The sequence below is a fragment of the Pseudomonas oligotrophica genome (assembly GCF_021726475.1).
Classification (GTDB): Bacteria; Pseudomonadota; Gammaproteobacteria; order Pseudomonadales; family Pseudomonadaceae; genus Stutzerimonas; species Stutzerimonas oligotrophica.
In genome coordinates this window covers 277,673-292,552 of record NZ_JAKJRU010000006.1, presented here as the reverse complement: position 1 = coordinate 292,552, position 14,880 = coordinate 277,673, and the positions used below count along the sequence as shown (strand labels likewise).

The following is a 14,880-nucleotide window of genomic DNA, read 5'->3' as shown; positions in this document are numbered from 1 at the left end:
GACTAGAGGTCGACATGAGTTTCGCGCGTTCGCAGAAAGGGTTGTCCATGCTGAGCTGGCTGGTAGTGCTGGCCTTCGTGGCTTTCTTCGCCAGCACCGCCTTCAAGATGCTGCCGCACTACCTGGACTACATGTCCCTGGACAAGATCATCACCTCGGTCGAAACCGACAAGGCGCAGGAAATCCGCAGCATCGGCGAGTTCTATAATCACGTCAGCAGGGGCCTGCAGGTGAACGGGATTCGTGATTTCGACCTGCGCGAAGCACTCAAGGTGGAGATCCAGGAAAACGAGTTCCGGGCCCATCTCAAATATGAAAAACGCGAGCCGCTGATCAGCAACCTCGATCTGGTGGCCAACTTCGACAAAGAATATCGCCTAAGGATGCCGTGAGCACTTCGCTAGCCCGTCTCGAGCGCAAGCTCGGTTACCACTTCAAGGACCAGGAGCTGATGCTCCTGGCCCTCACGCACCGCAGCTACGCCGGGCGCAACAACGAGCGCCTGGAGTTCCTCGGTGACGCCATCCTCAACTTCATCGCCGGCGAAGCCCTGTTCAACCACTTCCCGCAAGCCAAGGAAGGGCAGCTGTCGCGCCTGCGCGCGCGCCTGGTGAAGGGCGAGACCCTGGCGGTGCTGGCCCGTGGCTTCGAGCTGGGCGACCACCTACGCCTGGGCTCCGGCGAGCTGAAGAGCGGTGGCTACCGCCGCGAATCCATCCTGGCCGATACGCTCGAGGCGCTGATCGGGGCGATCTACCTGGATGCCGGCATGGACGTCGCGCGCGAGCGCGTGCTCGACTGGCTGTCCGGCGAGCTGCAGGGGCTGACCCTGGTCGACACCAACAAGGATCCCAAGACGCGCCTGCAGGAGTTCCTGCAGTCGCGCGCCTGCGAGCTGCCGCGCTACGAGGTGGTGGACATCCAGGGCGAGCCGCACTGCCGGACCTTCTTCGTCGAGTGCCAGGTCGCCCTGCTGACCGACAAGACCCATGGCCAGGGCGCCAGCCGGCGTATCGCCGAACAGGTGGCCGCGGCCGCCGCACTCATCGCCCTCGGCGTGGAGAACGGACATGACTGAACACCTCGATACCGAGCACGACGACGTCAGCCGCTGCGGCTATGTCGCCATCGTCGGCCGCCCCAACGTCGGCAAGTCGACGCTGCTCAACCACATCCTCGGGCAGAAGCTGGCGATCACCTCGCGCAAGCCACAGACCACCCGCCACAACATGCTCGGCATCAAGACCGAGGGCAGCGTGCAGGCGGTCTACGTCGACACGCCCGGGCTGCACAAGAACGGCGAGACTGCGCTCAACCGCTACATGAACCGCACCGCGGCGTCGGCCTTGAAGGACGTCGACGTGGTGATCTTCGTCGTCGACCGCACCCGCTGGACCGACGAGGACCAGGCCGTGCTCGAGCGCGTGCAGTACGTCAGCGGGCCGCTGATCGTCGCGGTCAACAAGACCGACCGCATCGAGGACAAGGCCGAGCTGCTGCCGCACCTGCGCTGGCTCGCCGAGCAGCTGCCGAACGCCGAGATCGTGCCGATTTCGGCGCAGCACGGGCAGAACCTCGAGGCGCTGGAGCAACTGGTGGCCGAGCGCCTGCCCGAGGGCGAGCATTTCTTCCCCGAGGACCAGATCACCGATCGCAGCAGCCGCTTCCTCGCCGCCGAGCTGGTGCGCGAGAAGATCATGCGCCAGCTGGGTGCCGAGGTGCCCTATCAGATCACCGTGGAGATCGAGGACTTCAAGCAGGAAGGCCACGTGCTGCACATCCATGCGCTGATCCTGGTCGAGCGCGACGGGCAGAAGAAGATCATCATTGGCGACAAGGGCGAGCGCATCAAGCGCATCGGCCAGGAGGCGCGCAAGGACATGGAGGTGCTGTTCGACTCCAAGGTCATGCTCAACCTCTGGGTCAAGGTCAAGGGCGGCTGGTCCGACGACGAGCGCGCCCTGCATTCGCTCGGCTACCAGTAATGCGCCGTACGCTGCGCGCCGCCGACTGCAGGGCTCGCTGAGGCTGCCGCTTGGAGCTTGCCGCTTACGTCCTGCACAGCCGGCCCTACAAGGAGAGCAGCGCGCTGGTCGAGCTGTTCACCCCCCAGGGCCGGCAGCGCGCGGTGATGCGGGCCGCACGCGGCCGCAGCGGCAGCCTGCTGCGGCCCTTCGTCTCGCTGGCGACCGAACTGCGCGGGCGCAGCGACCTGAAGAACATTTCCCGACTCGAGCAGGTCGGCCCGACCTTCTGGCTCGACGGGCAGGCGTTGTTCAGTGGCCTGTACCTGAACGAGCTGCTGGTGCGCCTGCTGCCGGTCGAGGATGCCCAGCCGGCGCTGTTCGAGCACTACGCCGCGACCCTGCCGGCGCTCGCCGCGAAACGCCCGATCGAACCCCTGTTGCGCGCCTTCGAGTGGCGACTGCTCGGCGAGCTTGGCTACGGCTTCGCCCTGGAGCATGACGTCCAGGGCTTGCCGATTGAACCCCGGGGCCTCTACCGTCTGCTGCCGGACGCCGGCCTCGAGCCGGTCGCGCAGTTCCAGCCCGGGCTGTTCAACGGTGCCGAGCTGCTGGCCATGGCCGAGGCCGACTGGCATGTGCCCGGGGCGCTGGCGGCGGCCAAGCGCCTGATGCGCCAGGCGCTGGCGCCGCATCTGGGCGGTCGGCCGCTGGTCAGCCGTGAACTGTTCATGAACATGAAGGAGGTAACGCGTGACTGAGGCCAACCGTATTCTGCTGGGCGTGAACGTCGATCATGTGGCCACCCTGCGCCAGGCCCGTGGTACTCGTTATCCCGACCCCGTCAAGGCGGCGCTGGATGCCGAGGAGGCTGGCGCCGACGGCATCACCGTGCACCTGCGCGAGGATCGTCGGCACATCCAGGAGCGCGACGTGCTGCTGATGAAGGACGCGTTGCAGACGCGCATGAACTTCGAGATGGGCGTCACCGAGTTCATGCTCGCGTTTGCCGAGTCCCTGCGGCCGGCGCATGTCTGCCTGGTCCCCGAGACCCGCCAGGAGCTCACCACCGAAGGCGGCCTGGACGTGGCCGGGCAGGAGGCGCGCATCCGCGAGGCGGTCGAGCGCCTGACGCTCTGCGGCGCCGAGGTCTCGCTGTTCATCGATGCCGACCCGCGCCAGATCGAGGCGGCGGCGCGCATCGGCGCACCGGCCATCGAGCTGCATACCGGGCGCTATGCCGATGCCCACGGCGTTGCCGAGCGCAGCTGCGAGCTGGCGCGTATTCGCGACGGGGTGGAGGCTGGCCTGAGCCATGGCCTGGTGGTCAATGCCGGGCATGGCCTGCACTACCACAACGCCGAGGCCATCGCGGCGATCCGCGGGATCAACGAGCTGAACATCGGCCATGCCATCGTCGCCCATGCGCTGTTCGTCGGCTTCAAGCAGGCGGTCAGGGAAATGAAGCAGCTGATCGTCGCGGCAGCCGCGCGCGGCTGATTGCGCGGCCGCCAGGGCTGCGCCGTTGCCCACCCTGCGGTAGATCGGATCGGGTCGGCGCTGGTCCGGGCATGGCGTTATGGCGGCCGGCCCGTAGGGTGGACAACCTGCGAAGCGATTGTCCACCGCGGTACGGAGCCTCGCGGTGGCCTATGGCTTGCGGGCCAGGAGCACCGCGCGGGTCGGTGCCGGTAGTCCTTCGATGGTCCGGCTGCGGTCGGCCGGGTCGAGGAAGTCGGGCAGCGACTGGTAGCGCATCCAGTCGGTGCTGCGTTGTTCGTCGAGGCTGGTGACGCTGACATCGACGCAGCGCACATCGGCGAAACCGGCGCGGCGTAGCCAGCGCTCCAGTGCCGGCACCGAGGGCAGGAACCAGACGTTGCGCATCTGCGCATAACGGTCCTCGGGGACCAGCGCGGTGTGCTCGTCGCCCTCGACGACCAGGGTCTCGAGGACCAGCTCGCCGCCACGCACCAGGCAGTCCTTCAGGTCGAGCAGGTGGTCGACGGGCGAGCGGCGATGGTAGAGCACGCCCATGGAGAATACCGTGTCGAAGCCTTCGAGCCTGGCCGGCAGCTCCTCCAGGGCGAACGGCAGGTGCCAGGCCGGCAGCTCCGGCAGGTAGCGCTTCATCGCGTGGAACTGGCAGAAGAACAGCCAGTTCGGATCGACGCCGACCACGCTGTCGGCGCCGGCACCGAGCATCCGCCACATGTAGTAGCCGTTGCCGCAGCCGACATCGAGGATCCGCTTGCCGGCCAGCTCCAGGTGCGGGGCGACGCGCGCCCACTTCCAGTCCGAACGCCACTCGGTATCGACGTGCACGCCGAACAGGTCGAACGGCCCCTTGCGCCAGGGCGACAGGTCGAACAGCGCCTGGCGCACGGCCGCGCGGGTGTCGAGGTCGCAGTCGGCATCGAGGCGAAAGCCCTCGCGCAATTCGACGCGCGCCGCTTGCAGGAGCGGCAGTGCCTGCACGGCACGCTGCCAGCGCGGCAGGTCGCCGTGGCCGATGGCCAGCTTGGCGTCGAGCTGCGCCTGTAGGCCGTTGGCCCAGGCGGCCAGGGGAGTGCCGGCCAGTTTCCAGGCCAGGGATGAAAGGTCGAGATTCATGGCAGGGCGATCAGCGAGGCGAAATTCAGGCACTGGAACCAGGGCACGACGCTGGAGAAACCGGCGTCCAGCAGGCGCTGGCGATGGGTCGCCAGGCTGTCGGGCTTCATCACGTTCTCGATGGCGCTGCGCTTCTGGGCGATTTCCAGTTCGCTGTAGCCGTTGGCGCGCTTGAAGGCGACGTGCAGGCTGGTGAGCAACTGCTGCTCGTCTTCGTCCTCGAAGCGCAGCTTTTCCGAGAGGATCAGCGCACCGCCCGGCAGCAGGGCCTGGCGGATGCGGCCGAGCAGGGCCGAGCGCTGCTCGGGGGGGATGAACTGCAGGGTGAAGTTCAGCGCCACCAGCGAGCTCGGCTGGAATTCCAGGGCCAGGATGTCGGCCTCGATCACCTCGGCCGGCAGCAACTCCTGGAACATCGAATCCTGCGCGTGCAGGTATTCGCGGCAGCGCTCGACCATCGCCGGCGAGTTGTCCACCGCGACCACCCGGCAACCCTGTGTCCTGACGTGGCGGCGCAGCGCCTGGCTTACCGCGCCGAGCGAACAGCCCAGGTCATAGAGCCGGGTGTCCGGCTGGGCGAACTGCGCGGCCAGCACGCCGATGTTCTCGACGATGGTCGGGTAGCCGGGTACCGAGCGCTTGATCATGTCGGGGAAGACGCGCGCGACGTCCTCGTTGAAGACGAAATCGGCGACCCGCGCCTGGGGCGTGGCATAGATGCGGTCGGGAAGTTGCGTCACGGCAGGTTCCGGTGGAGCGAAAAAAGGCCCGCATTTTAACGCGCAACCACAGGCCTGGTTCGCTCATTTCAACTGATCGGAGAGAAACTCGCCGGCGCCCTGCAGCGGCCCCAGCGGGTTGCGCTGGACCTGGTAGCGGCGGATCTGCGGCTCGCCGTTGCTGACCTTGTGCACCAGCACGTCGTCGACCAGGACGAACACCGCGCGCAGGTTCCAGCCCTGGATCTGGCGGTTCTTGCGGAAGTTGAGCACATCGGCCCAGAAGCTGCCGACCCGCTGGCTGTCGGTCTGGGTGAACTCGAAGGCATAGCCGTTGCAGCGCTCCTTGGCCTCCAGGCAGGTGACCAGGCTGTCGGGCAGGTAGTCGATGGGGATGTTCGGCTGCACGAACAGCGTGCGCACGTCGAGAAACGAGAGGATGCGACCGTTGCCGCCGTACTGCGGATCGAAGCCGAGGGTGAACAGCTCGCTGCGTGTGGTGCGCCCCGGTGTCGCCCGGGCGAAGGCGGTTTCCGCGTCGAGATAGTCGCGGAAGGTCGAACTGACCTCGGCGCGCTCGCTGGGCAACAGGTTGCCACACCCTCCAAGCAGTACCAGCGCGTAGCCGAGCAGACACGCTCTGAAGCCGTCCATGACGATTCCCCCGACTGCTGAAATCCCCTGTATTGGGTATAGGCGATTTTCGTCCGGTCTGCCGTTCTTGAGTCAGGGGCGTCGGTGGGTCACTTGACGCGGATGCGGCAGTCGAACTGCCGGGCGGGCGCCACCTCGCGTTCCCAGGGGCGTGCGTAGTCCAGGCCCAGCGCGGCCTCGCCGCGGGCGACGGCACGGAAGCGCCAGCTGGAAACGCCCGCCGCACCGACCAGGCCGGCTTCCTCGGGCACGATGTAGACCTCCGGGCCGAGCAGCTTCAGCTGCGGCGCGGCGTCGGCGCGCAAGGTCCAGCGAAAGCCGGTGGTCGGGTTGCTCGGCAGGCGCAGGTTGAACTCCTGCCCCGGGCTCAGCTGCAGCGGCTGGCAATGGCGGGCGTGGTTGTCCAGGGTCAGCGTGCTGGGAGCCTGCTGGGCGCAGGCCGCCAGCAGCAGGGCGGCGGCGAGGATGGACGCGCGGCGGATGACGGAAAGCATGGGCGGCACCGGTCGGGAAGGTAGGCCAAGGATAGCCCGCTCGTGGCCTTCGCTCCCAGCCATGGGGCGGGCGCCGACGGCTGCCGGGAGCGCCCGCCGGCCACGGCCGTTCAGAACAGCACCCGGGCGACGTCGGCGAAGCGCTTGGCGAAATGCACCGTCAGGCCTTCCTTCAGGTAGTCCGGCAGCTCCTCGAAGTCGCCGCGATTGGCTTCCGGCAGGATCAGCTCGAAGATCTTCTGCCGCCGCGCGGCGATGACCTTCTCGCGTACACCGCCGATGGGCAGCACATGGCCGGTCAGCGTCAGCTCGCCAGTCATGGCCACGCCCTTCTTCGGCGGCTGGTTGCGCGCCAGCGAGAGCAGCGCGCTGGCCATGGTGATGCCGGCGCTGGGGCCGTCCTTGGGTGTCGCCCCTTCCGGTACGTGCAGGTGCACGAAGGCCTCGTCGAAGAAGGCCGGGTCGCCCTTGAAGTCCTTCAGGTGCGAGCTGACGTAGCTGTAGGCGATCTCGGCCGATTCCTTCATCACCTCGCCGAGCTTGCCGGTGAGCTTGAAGCCGCGGTTGTGGGTGTGGATGCGAGTCGCCTCGATCGGCAGGGTGGCGCCGCCCATGCTGGTCCAGGCCAGGCCGGTGATGACGCCGACGCCGGAGAGCAGCTGCTCGGTGCGGAATACCGGCTTGCCGAGGTAGTCGTCCAGCTCCCGCGGCGTGATCCGCAGCGTCGCGGCCGGCTCGTCGAGCAGCTTGATCACCGCCTTGCGCACCAGCTTGCCGAGCTGCTTCTCCAGCTGGCGCACGCCGGCCTCGCGGGCATAGCCCTCGATCACCGCCTTCAGCGCGCTGTCGCTGATGGACAGGCGTTCCTTCGGCACGCCGGCCTTGTCCAGCTGTTTGGGCCACAGGTGGCGCTTGGCGATGGCGAGCTTTTCCTCGGCGATGTAGCCGGACAGGCGGATCACCTCCATGCGGTCGAGCAGCGGGCCGGGGATCGAGTCCAGCGTGTTGGCAGTGCAGACGAACAGCACCTTGGACAGGTCCAGGCGCAGGTCCAGGTAGTGGTCGAGGAATTCGACGTTCTGCTCGGGATCGAGGGTTTCCAGCAGCGCCGAGGCCGGATCGCCCTGGTAGCTGCTGCTGAGCTTGTCGATCTCGTCGAGCATGATCACCGGGTTCATCACCTCGACATCCTTGAGCGCCTGCACCAGCTTGCCGGGTAGGGCACCGATGTAGGTGCGGCGGTGGCCCTTGATCTCCGCCTCGTCGCGCATGCCGCCGACGCTGAAGCGGTAGAACGGCCGGCCGAGGGATTCGGCGATGGACTTGCCGATGCTGGTCTTGCCGACGCCCGGCGGGCCGACCAGCAACACGATGGAACCGGCGATCTCGCCCTTGAAGGCGCCGACGGCAAGGAACTCGAGGATGCGGTTCTTGATGTCGTCGAGCCCGGCGTGATGCTTGTCGAGCACCTTGCGCGCGCGCTTGAGGTCGAGCTTGTCCTGGCCGTGCACGCCCCAGGGCAGGGCGGTGGCCCAGTCCAGGTAGTTGCGCGTGACGGCGTATTCCGGCGAGCCGGTCTCGAGGATCGACAGCTTGTTCAGTTCCTCGTCGATGCGCTTCTGCGCGGCCGGTGGCACCACCTTGCCTTCCAGGCGCGCGCGGAACTCGTCGGCGTCGGCGCTCTTGTCGTCCTTGGTGATGCCCAGCTCACGCTGGATGATCTTCAGCTGTTCCTTGAGGAAGAACTCGCGCTGGCGCTCGCCGATCTTGCGGTTCACCTCGCCGGTCAGCTCCTTCTGCAGGCGCGCGACCTCGACTTCCTTGCGCAGCAGCGGCAGCACCTTCTCCATGCGTTTGAGGACCGGTACGCAGTCGAGTACCTCCTGCAGCTCGCGCCCCGGCGCGGTGGTCAGCGCGGCGGCAAAATCGGTCAAGGGCGACGGGTCGTTGGGGCTGAAGCGGTTGAGGTAGTTCTTCAGCTCCTCGCTATACAGCGGGTTGAGCGGCAAGAGCTCCTTGATTGCGTTGATCAGCGCCATGCCGTAGGCCTTGACCTCGTCACGCGGGTCTTCCTCGGGGCGCGGATAGTCGACCTCCACCAGATACGGCGGCTTGCGCCGCAGCCAGCCGCGGATGCGCACGCGGGCCATGCCCTGGGCGACGAACTGCAGCTTGCCGCCTTCCTGCGAGGCGTGGTGCACGCGCACCATGGTGCCGTGCTCGGGCAGGCTGTCGGGGTCGAAGCTGGCGGCATCGGGCACCGGGCTGTCGACGAAGAACAGCGCCAGGCGCTGGTGCGGCGTATTGGCCACGCGCTGCAGCGTCTCGGCCCAGGGCTCCTCGTTGACGATCACCGGCAGCACCTGTGCCGGGAAGAACGGCCGGTTGTGCACCGGGATGACGTAGAGCTTGTCCGGCTGGTTCTGGTCGGGCAGCACCAGCCCGTTGGACGAAATGATTTCCGGATCGTTGGCGTGGTTCGCTTCGTCGTTCATGCGGCACCTGACAGGGGGACTTGCCGATCAAGATGGGTAGTCGGGCCGGTGATTTCAATCCCGCCCGGGCATGGCGGCGGTCCGGCAGTTTCGTTACAGTGCCCGGACGCCCGAGGTGCCTTGCCATGCTCAACGCCCGACTGATTCGCCTGGACGATCAGGCCCACAAGCACGCCCACGACTATCACCAGCTGGTGATGTCGGTCGCCGGGCGCGCCGAATTCGAGGTCAACGGCTCGGGTGGCGAGGTCTGCCGCATGCGCGCCTGCGTGGTGCCGGGCGACGCGGACCACGGTTTCGCCGGGGTGGGCGACAACCGCATGCTGATCATCGACCTCGACGAGCATGACGACCTCGACGATCCCGAACTGCTGGCCCGCCTGTTCGAGGCGCCGCGCTACCCGGCGCTGGATGCCGACTTCCAGCACCTGCTGGCCTACGCCGAGGCGGAACTCGCCCGCTACGGCGACGACCCGCTGCTGGCCCGCGCCCTGGGGGGCGTGCTGCTGCGCGCATTGCACCTGCGCCTGTTCGGCGAGCAGCGCCAGCGGCCGGTCGGCCCGCTGAACTTCGAGCGCCTGGATGCGCATATCCGCGACAACCTGGCCCGGCGCATCACCGTCGCCGAGTTGGCCCAGGTGGCCTGCCTGAGCCCGAGCCATTTCCACGTGCAGTTCAAGGATGCCGTCGGCCTGACGCCGCACCAGTACCTGCTCAAGAGCCGCCTCGACCGCGCCGCACACCTGCTGCGCGCCACGCCGCTGCCGCTGGCGCGGATCGCCGAGGAGTGCGGCTTCTCCAGCCAGAGCGCGCTGACCACCGCGACCCGCCGCTACCTGGGCCTGACACCCCGACGCCTGCGCAAGGCCGACCACTGAGCCCGCACGGGGCCATGAGCTTCCCGAGTCTTCTGTAAAAAAACCGTAGCTTTACGCAAGATCGCCGCGCATCCCTGCCTTTACATTTCGCTACCGCTCGCCTTGCCGGCCAGAGGGCGATCCCGCCTGCGCCGCGCTGGGCTAGACCTAATAACATCAACCACCAACGGAGGAGCGGCGCGATGTTCCAAGCCAGTCAGGTGCTCGGCGATAGCTTCGCCAGCCTCAAAGCCGCTGAATTCCTGCCCCTCGTCAGCGCCAACTACAGCGTCGACGAAGGCGCCTATCTCGACCAACTGCTGCAGCTTGCCGACCCCGGCGAGGCCGGCGTGGCACGTATCCGCGAGCGTGCCCGGGCGCTGATCCAGGCCGTGCGCAGCCGCGATAATGCAGTCGATACCCTCGATGCGCTGCTGCGCCAGTACAGCCTGGACACCCAGGAAGGGCTGATGCTGATGTGCCTGGCCGAGGCGCTGCTGCGCGTGCCGGACCCGGCCACCGCCGATGCGCTGATCCGCGACAAGCTCGGTGCCGCCGAATGGGAGCGTCACCTGGGCCAGAGCGACAACGTGCTGGTCAACTTCGCCGCCTGGGGCCTGGTGATGACCGGCAAGGTGGTCGACCCGCAGGCCACCGACGGTCGGCCGAAGAACGTCATCGGCCGGCTGATCAAGCGTTCCGGCGAGCCGGTCATCCGCGCGGCGATGAACCAGGCGATGAAGCTGATGGGCAAGCAGTTCGTGCTCGGCCGCAGCATCGCCGAGGCGCTGAAGAACGGCCGCCCCGAGCGCGAGAAGGGCTACACCTACTCGTTCGACATGCTCGGCGAGGCGGCGCTGACCGAGGCGGACGCGGCCAAGTACATGGCCGACTACCGCCAGGCGGTGGAAACCGTCGGCGCCGAGCCGCAGGTCGGCAAGGGCCCGCGCCCGTCGGTCTCGATCAAGCTGTCGGCGCTGCACCCGCGCTACGAGGTCGCCCAGCGCGAGCGCGTGCTGACCGAGCTGTTCGCCAGCGTGCGCGACCTGGCCATTCTGGCCCGCCGCCTGGATGTCGGCATCACCATCGACGCCGAGGAGGCCGACCGCCTGGAGCTGTCGCTCGAACTCTTCGAAAAACTCATGCGCGACCCGGCCATCGCCGGCTGGGGCGAGTTCGGCCTGGTGGTGCAGGCCTATTCCAAGCGCTGCCTGCCGGTGCTGGTCTGGCTGACGCTGCTCGGCCGCGAACTCGGTGCGCGCATCCCGCTGCGCCTGGTCAAGGGCGCCTACTGGGACAGCGAGATCAAGCAGTGCCAGGTCCAGGGCCTGGACGGCTACCCGGTGTACACCCGCAAGGAAGGCACCGACACCTCGTACCTGGCCTGCGCGCGCTACCTGCTCTCCGAGCACACCCGCGGGGTGATCTACCCGCAGTTCGCCAGCCACAACGCGCACACCGTCAGCTGCATCCTCGACATGGTCGAGCAGCTCGGCGAGCCGCGCGAGTTCGAGTTCCAGCGCCTGCATGGCATGGGCGATGCGCTGTACGACACGGTGCTCGAGCAGTACCGGCAGAACGTGCGCATCTACGCCCCGGTCGGTGCGCACAAGGATTTGCTGCCGTACCTGGTCCGCCGGCTGCTGGAAAACGGCGCCAACTCATCCTTCGTGCATCAGCTGGTCGATCCGCGGGTGCCGGTCGAATCGCTGATCGATCATCCGGTCACCCAGCTGCGCCGGTTCGCCAGCCCCGGCAATCCACGCATTCCATCGCCCCGGGCGCTGTTCGGCGACCGCAAGAATTCGCAGGGAATCAATATGAACATCCAGCAACAGTGGGACTCGCTGGCGGACGCCTACCGCCCCTTCCTCGACCGCCAGTGGCAGGCCGCCCCGGTGATTGGCGGCCAGCGCCTGGCCGGTACGCCGCAACAGGTGCGTTGCCCCTACGAACTGAGCAAGATCGTCGGCACGGCGCAGTTCGCCTCGGCCGACCAGGCGCGCCAGGCGCTCGACGGCCTGGCCGCGGCCTGGCCGCGCTGGAATGCCACACCGGTTGAGCAGCGCGCGGCGATTCTCGAGCGCATCGGCGACCTGCTCGAGGCCAACCGCGCCGAGCTGATGGCGCTGTGCACGCTGGAGGCCGGCAAGTCCCTGCAGGACGGCATCGACGAGGTGCGCGAAGCGGTGGATTTCTGCCGCTACTACGCGCAGCAGGCGCGGCTGAAACTCGGTCGTGCGGAGCTCAAGGGCCCGACCGGCGAGCGCAACGAGCTGTTCCACGAGGGGCGCGGCGTGTTCGTCTGCGTCAGCCCGTGGAACTTCCCGCTGGCCATCTACCTGGGCCAGATCACCGCGGCGCTGGTCGCCGGCAACACCGTGCTGGCCAAGCCCGCCGAACAGACCAGCCTGATCGCCGCGCGTGCCCTGGAACTGATGTTCGAGGCCGGCCTGCCGAAGGATGTCATCGCCCTGCTGCCGGGCGACGGTGCGACCCTGGGCGCGGTGTTCTGCCGTGACCCGCGCGTGGCGGGCGTGTGCTTCACCGGTTCGACCGATACCGCGCGGATCATCAACCGCCAGCTGGCCGAGAAGGAGGGCCCGATCGCCACCCTGATCGCCGAGACCGGCGGGCAGAACGCGATGATCGTCGACTCCACCGCGCTGCCCGAGCAGGTGGTCAAGGACGCCCTGGCCTCGGCCTTCACCAGCGCCGGCCAGCGTTGCTCGGCGCTGCGCGTGCTCTACGTGCAGCGCGACATCGCCGACCGGGTGATCGAGCTGATCAAGGGCGCGATGGCCGAGCTGAAGGTCGGCCCGACGCACCTGCGCGAAAGCGATGTCGGCCCGGTGATCGACCAGGAGGCCCGCGACGGCCTGCTGGCGCACATCGAATCGCTCAAGGCCCAGGGACGCCTGATCGCCGAGGCGCGCCTGCCGCAGCACGAGGGCTACTTCGTGGCGCCGGTGGCCTTCGAGATCGGCGGCATCGCCGAGCTCAAGAAGGAGCATTTCGGCCCGGTTCTGCACGTAGTGCGTTACGATGCCGCCGATTTGGACAACGTGGTCGCGGCGATCAACGCCACCGGCTACGGCCTGACCCTGGGCGTGCACAGCCGCAACGAGGAGACCGCCGAGCGCATCGAGCGCCTGGCGCGCGTCGGCAACCTCTACGTCAACCGCAACCAGGTGGGCGCGGTGGTCGGGGTCCAGCCGTTCGGCGGTTGCGGGTTGTCCGGTACCGGCCCGAAGGCCGGTGGTCCGAGCTACCTGCTGCGTTTCGTCAACGAGCGCACCACGTCGACCAACACCACGGCAGTGGGAGGCAATGCCTCGTTGCTCTCGCTGGGCGACGACTGAGGCTATCGGCCGGCGGCCCATACCGCCGGCCGGACAACAACAACAGCACACTGGCGCACGCTCTTGCGCCATTGGCAGGTTCCGTTGACCTGCCCCCGGTGATGGCGTCCTAGCCGTCGCCCTCTGCCAAGATGGGAGCGGCATCTACCGTCGTTCCCATCGAACAACAACTAACGAGGGACAACAAATGAGCGTCACAACACCCACCCTGATCACGTTCGTGATCTACATCGCGGCGATGATCCTGATTGGCCTGATGGCCTATCGCGCCACCAACAACTTCTCCGATTACATCCTCGGTGGCCGCAGCCTCGGCAGCTTCGTCACCGCGCTGTCGGCCGGCGCCTCGGACATGAGCGGCTGGCTGCTGATGGGCCTGCCCGGTGCGGTATTCGTCTCCGGCCTTTCGGAAAGCTGGATCGCCATCGGCCTGATCGCCGGTGCCTGGCTCAACTGGCTGTTCGTCGCCGGACGCCTGCGCGTGCATACCGAGCACAACCACAACGCGCTGACCCTGCCGGACTACTTCTCCCACCGGTTCGAGGACGAGAGCCGCATGCTGCGGATCTTCTCGGCGCTGGTGATCCTGGTGTTCTTCACCATCTATTGCGCCTCGGGCGTGGTCGCCGGTGCGCGCCTGTTCGAATCGACCTTCGGCCTGGAGTACTCGACCGCCCTGTGGGTCGGCGCGGCAGCGACCATCCTCTACGTGTTCATCGGCGGCTTCCTCGCGGTCAGCTGGACCGACACCGTGCAGGCCACGCTGATGATCTTCGCCCTGTTGATCACTCCGCTGTTCGTCATCCTGGCGCTCGGCGACATGGATTCGGTGATGGCCACCATCGAGGCGCAGAATCCGGCCAACTTCGACATGTTCCGCGGGCTCAGCTTCGTCGCCATCATCTCGCTGCTGGCCTGGGGCCTGGGCTACTTCGGCCAGCCGCACATCCTGGTGCGCTTCATGGCGGCCGACTCGGTCCGCACCATCCCCAACGCCCGGCGCATCGGCATGACCTGGATGATCCTGACCCTCGCCGGCGCGGTGGCGGTGGGCTTCTTCGGCATCGCCTACTTCGCCGATCATCCGGACCTGGCCGGCCCGGTCAGCGCCAACGGCGAGCGGGTGTTCCTCGAGCTGACCAAGATTCTCTTCAACCCCTGGATCGCCGGCCTGATCCTCTCCGGCGTGCTGGCAGCGGTGATGAGCACCCTCAGCGCCCAGCTGCTGGTCAGCTCCAGCGCCCTGACCCAGGACTTCTACAAGGCCATGCTGCGCAAGAACGCCTCGCAGCGTGAGCTGGTCTGGGTTGGCCGGGCGATGGTGCTGCTGATCGCGCTGATCGCCATCGGCATCGCCTCGAATCCCGAGAGCAAGGTGCTGGGCCTGGTCTCCTACGCCTGGGCCGGCTTCGGCGCGGCGTTCGGCCCGGTAGTGCTGATCTCGCTGCTGTGGAAGGGCATGACCCGCAACGGCGCGCTGGCCGGCATGCTGGTCGGTGCCGTCACCGTGGTGGTGTGGAAGGAGTTCATCGGCCTGGGCCTGTACGAGATCATCCCGGGCTTCATCCTCGCCAGCCTGGCCATCTTCGTCTTCAGCAAGATGGGCCCGGCGCCGAGCGCGAGCATCGTCAAGCGCTTCGAGGAAGCCGACGCCGACTATCACGCCGGCTGACGCCCACGGCAGTACCCGAAAAAGCCCCGGTTCGCCGGGGCTTTTTCGTT

At 67.4% G+C, this 14,880-nt stretch carries 13 protein-coding genes; 8 read left to right on the top strand and 5 right to left on the bottom strand.

Annotated features, from left to right (window positions below; genetic code table 11):
• Window positions 1-14 precede the first annotated feature (14 nt).
• The 5 genes from L3N39_RS14665 to pdxJ are packed head-to-tail and all read left to right on the top strand — an operon-like array spanning window position 15 to window position 3,464.
• A complete protein-coding gene (locus L3N39_RS14665) occupies window positions 15-392 on the top strand; it encodes a DUF4845 domain-containing protein (protein WP_237258191.1) in 378 nt (125 codons plus the stop codon).
• Entirely contained in the window at window positions 389-1,078 is a 690-nt protein-coding gene (gene rnc, locus L3N39_RS14660) for a ribonuclease III (protein ID WP_237258190.1), read from the top strand. The genes L3N39_RS14665 and rnc overlap by 4 nt, the downstream gene beginning before the upstream one ends.
• Window positions 1,071-1,985, top strand: a complete 915-nt coding sequence (gene era / locus L3N39_RS14655; protein WP_237258189.1) for a GTPase Era — start codon at window positions 1,071-1,073, stop codon at window positions 1,983-1,985. Before rnc ends, era begins: the two co-directional genes overlap by 8 nt.
• Window positions 1,986-2,035: 50 nt before the next feature.
• Entirely contained in the window at window positions 2,036-2,725 is a 690-nt protein-coding gene (gene recO, locus L3N39_RS14650; RefSeq protein WP_237258188.1) for a DNA repair protein RecO, read from the top strand.
• Window positions 2,718-3,464: a pyridoxine 5'-phosphate synthase gene (gene pdxJ, locus L3N39_RS14645; RefSeq protein ID WP_237258187.1), complete on the top strand. Its 747-nt coding sequence runs from the start codon at window positions 2,718-2,720 to the stop codon at window positions 3,462-3,464. Before recO ends, pdxJ begins: the two co-directional genes overlap by 8 nt.
• A 150-nt stretch (window positions 3,465-3,614) precedes the next feature.
• On the opposite strand, the gene cmoB is transcribed toward pdxJ, so the two are convergent.
• From cmoB to lon, 5 genes are all read right to left on the bottom strand, one after another.
• On the bottom strand, window positions 3,615-4,577 hold the full coding sequence (cmoB, locus tag L3N39_RS14640) for a tRNA 5-methoxyuridine(34)/uridine 5-oxyacetic acid(34) synthase CmoB (RefSeq protein ID WP_237258186.1): 963 nt from the start codon (window positions 4,575-4,577) through the stop codon (window positions 3,615-3,617).
• On the bottom strand, window positions 4,574-5,317 hold the full coding sequence (gene cmoA, locus L3N39_RS14635; protein ID WP_237258185.1) for a carboxy-S-adenosyl-L-methionine synthase CmoA: 744 nt from the start codon (window positions 5,315-5,317) through the stop codon (window positions 4,574-4,576). The genes cmoB and cmoA overlap by 4 nt, the downstream gene beginning before the upstream one ends.
• A gap of 63 nt (window positions 5,318-5,380) precedes the next feature.
• Window positions 5,381-5,950, bottom strand: coding sequence for a hypothetical protein (locus tag L3N39_RS14630; RefSeq protein WP_237258184.1), 570 nt, complete (start codon window positions 5,948-5,950; stop codon window positions 5,381-5,383).
• 89 nt (window positions 5,951-6,039) lie between these two features.
• Window positions 6,040-6,444 (bottom strand): protease inhibitor I42 family protein, encoded by a 405-nt coding sequence (locus tag L3N39_RS14625; RefSeq protein ID WP_237258183.1) that lies wholly within the window; start codon window positions 6,442-6,444, stop codon window positions 6,040-6,042.
• Window positions 6,445-6,554: 110 nt separating this feature from the next.
• A complete protein-coding gene (gene lon / locus L3N39_RS14620; protein WP_237258182.1) occupies window positions 6,555-8,939 on the bottom strand; it encodes an endopeptidase La in 2,385 nt (794 codons plus the stop codon).
• A gap of 125 nt (window positions 8,940-9,064) precedes the next feature.
• Between lon and L3N39_RS14615 the strand changes: the two genes are divergently transcribed.
• From L3N39_RS14615 to putP, 3 genes are all read left to right on the top strand, one after another.
• Complete coding sequence (locus tag L3N39_RS14615) at window positions 9,065-9,817, top strand: helix-turn-helix domain-containing protein (RefSeq protein WP_237258181.1); 753 nt, start codon at window positions 9,065-9,067, stop codon at window positions 9,815-9,817.
• Between the two features lie 182 nt (window positions 9,818-9,999).
• Window positions 10,000-13,158 carry a bifunctional proline dehydrogenase/L-glutamate gamma-semialdehyde dehydrogenase PutA gene (putA, locus tag L3N39_RS14610; RefSeq protein WP_237258180.1) on the top strand — a complete coding sequence of 1,053 codons (3,159 nt, stop codon included), beginning with the start codon at window positions 10,000-10,002 and terminating at the stop codon, window positions 13,156-13,158.
• Window positions 13,159-13,345: 187 nt separating this feature from the next.
• Window positions 13,346-14,830, top strand: a complete 1,485-nt coding sequence (gene putP / locus L3N39_RS14605; protein ID WP_237258179.1) for a sodium/proline symporter PutP — start codon at window positions 13,346-13,348, stop codon at window positions 14,828-14,830.
• Window positions 14,831-14,880: the final 50 nt, after the last annotated feature.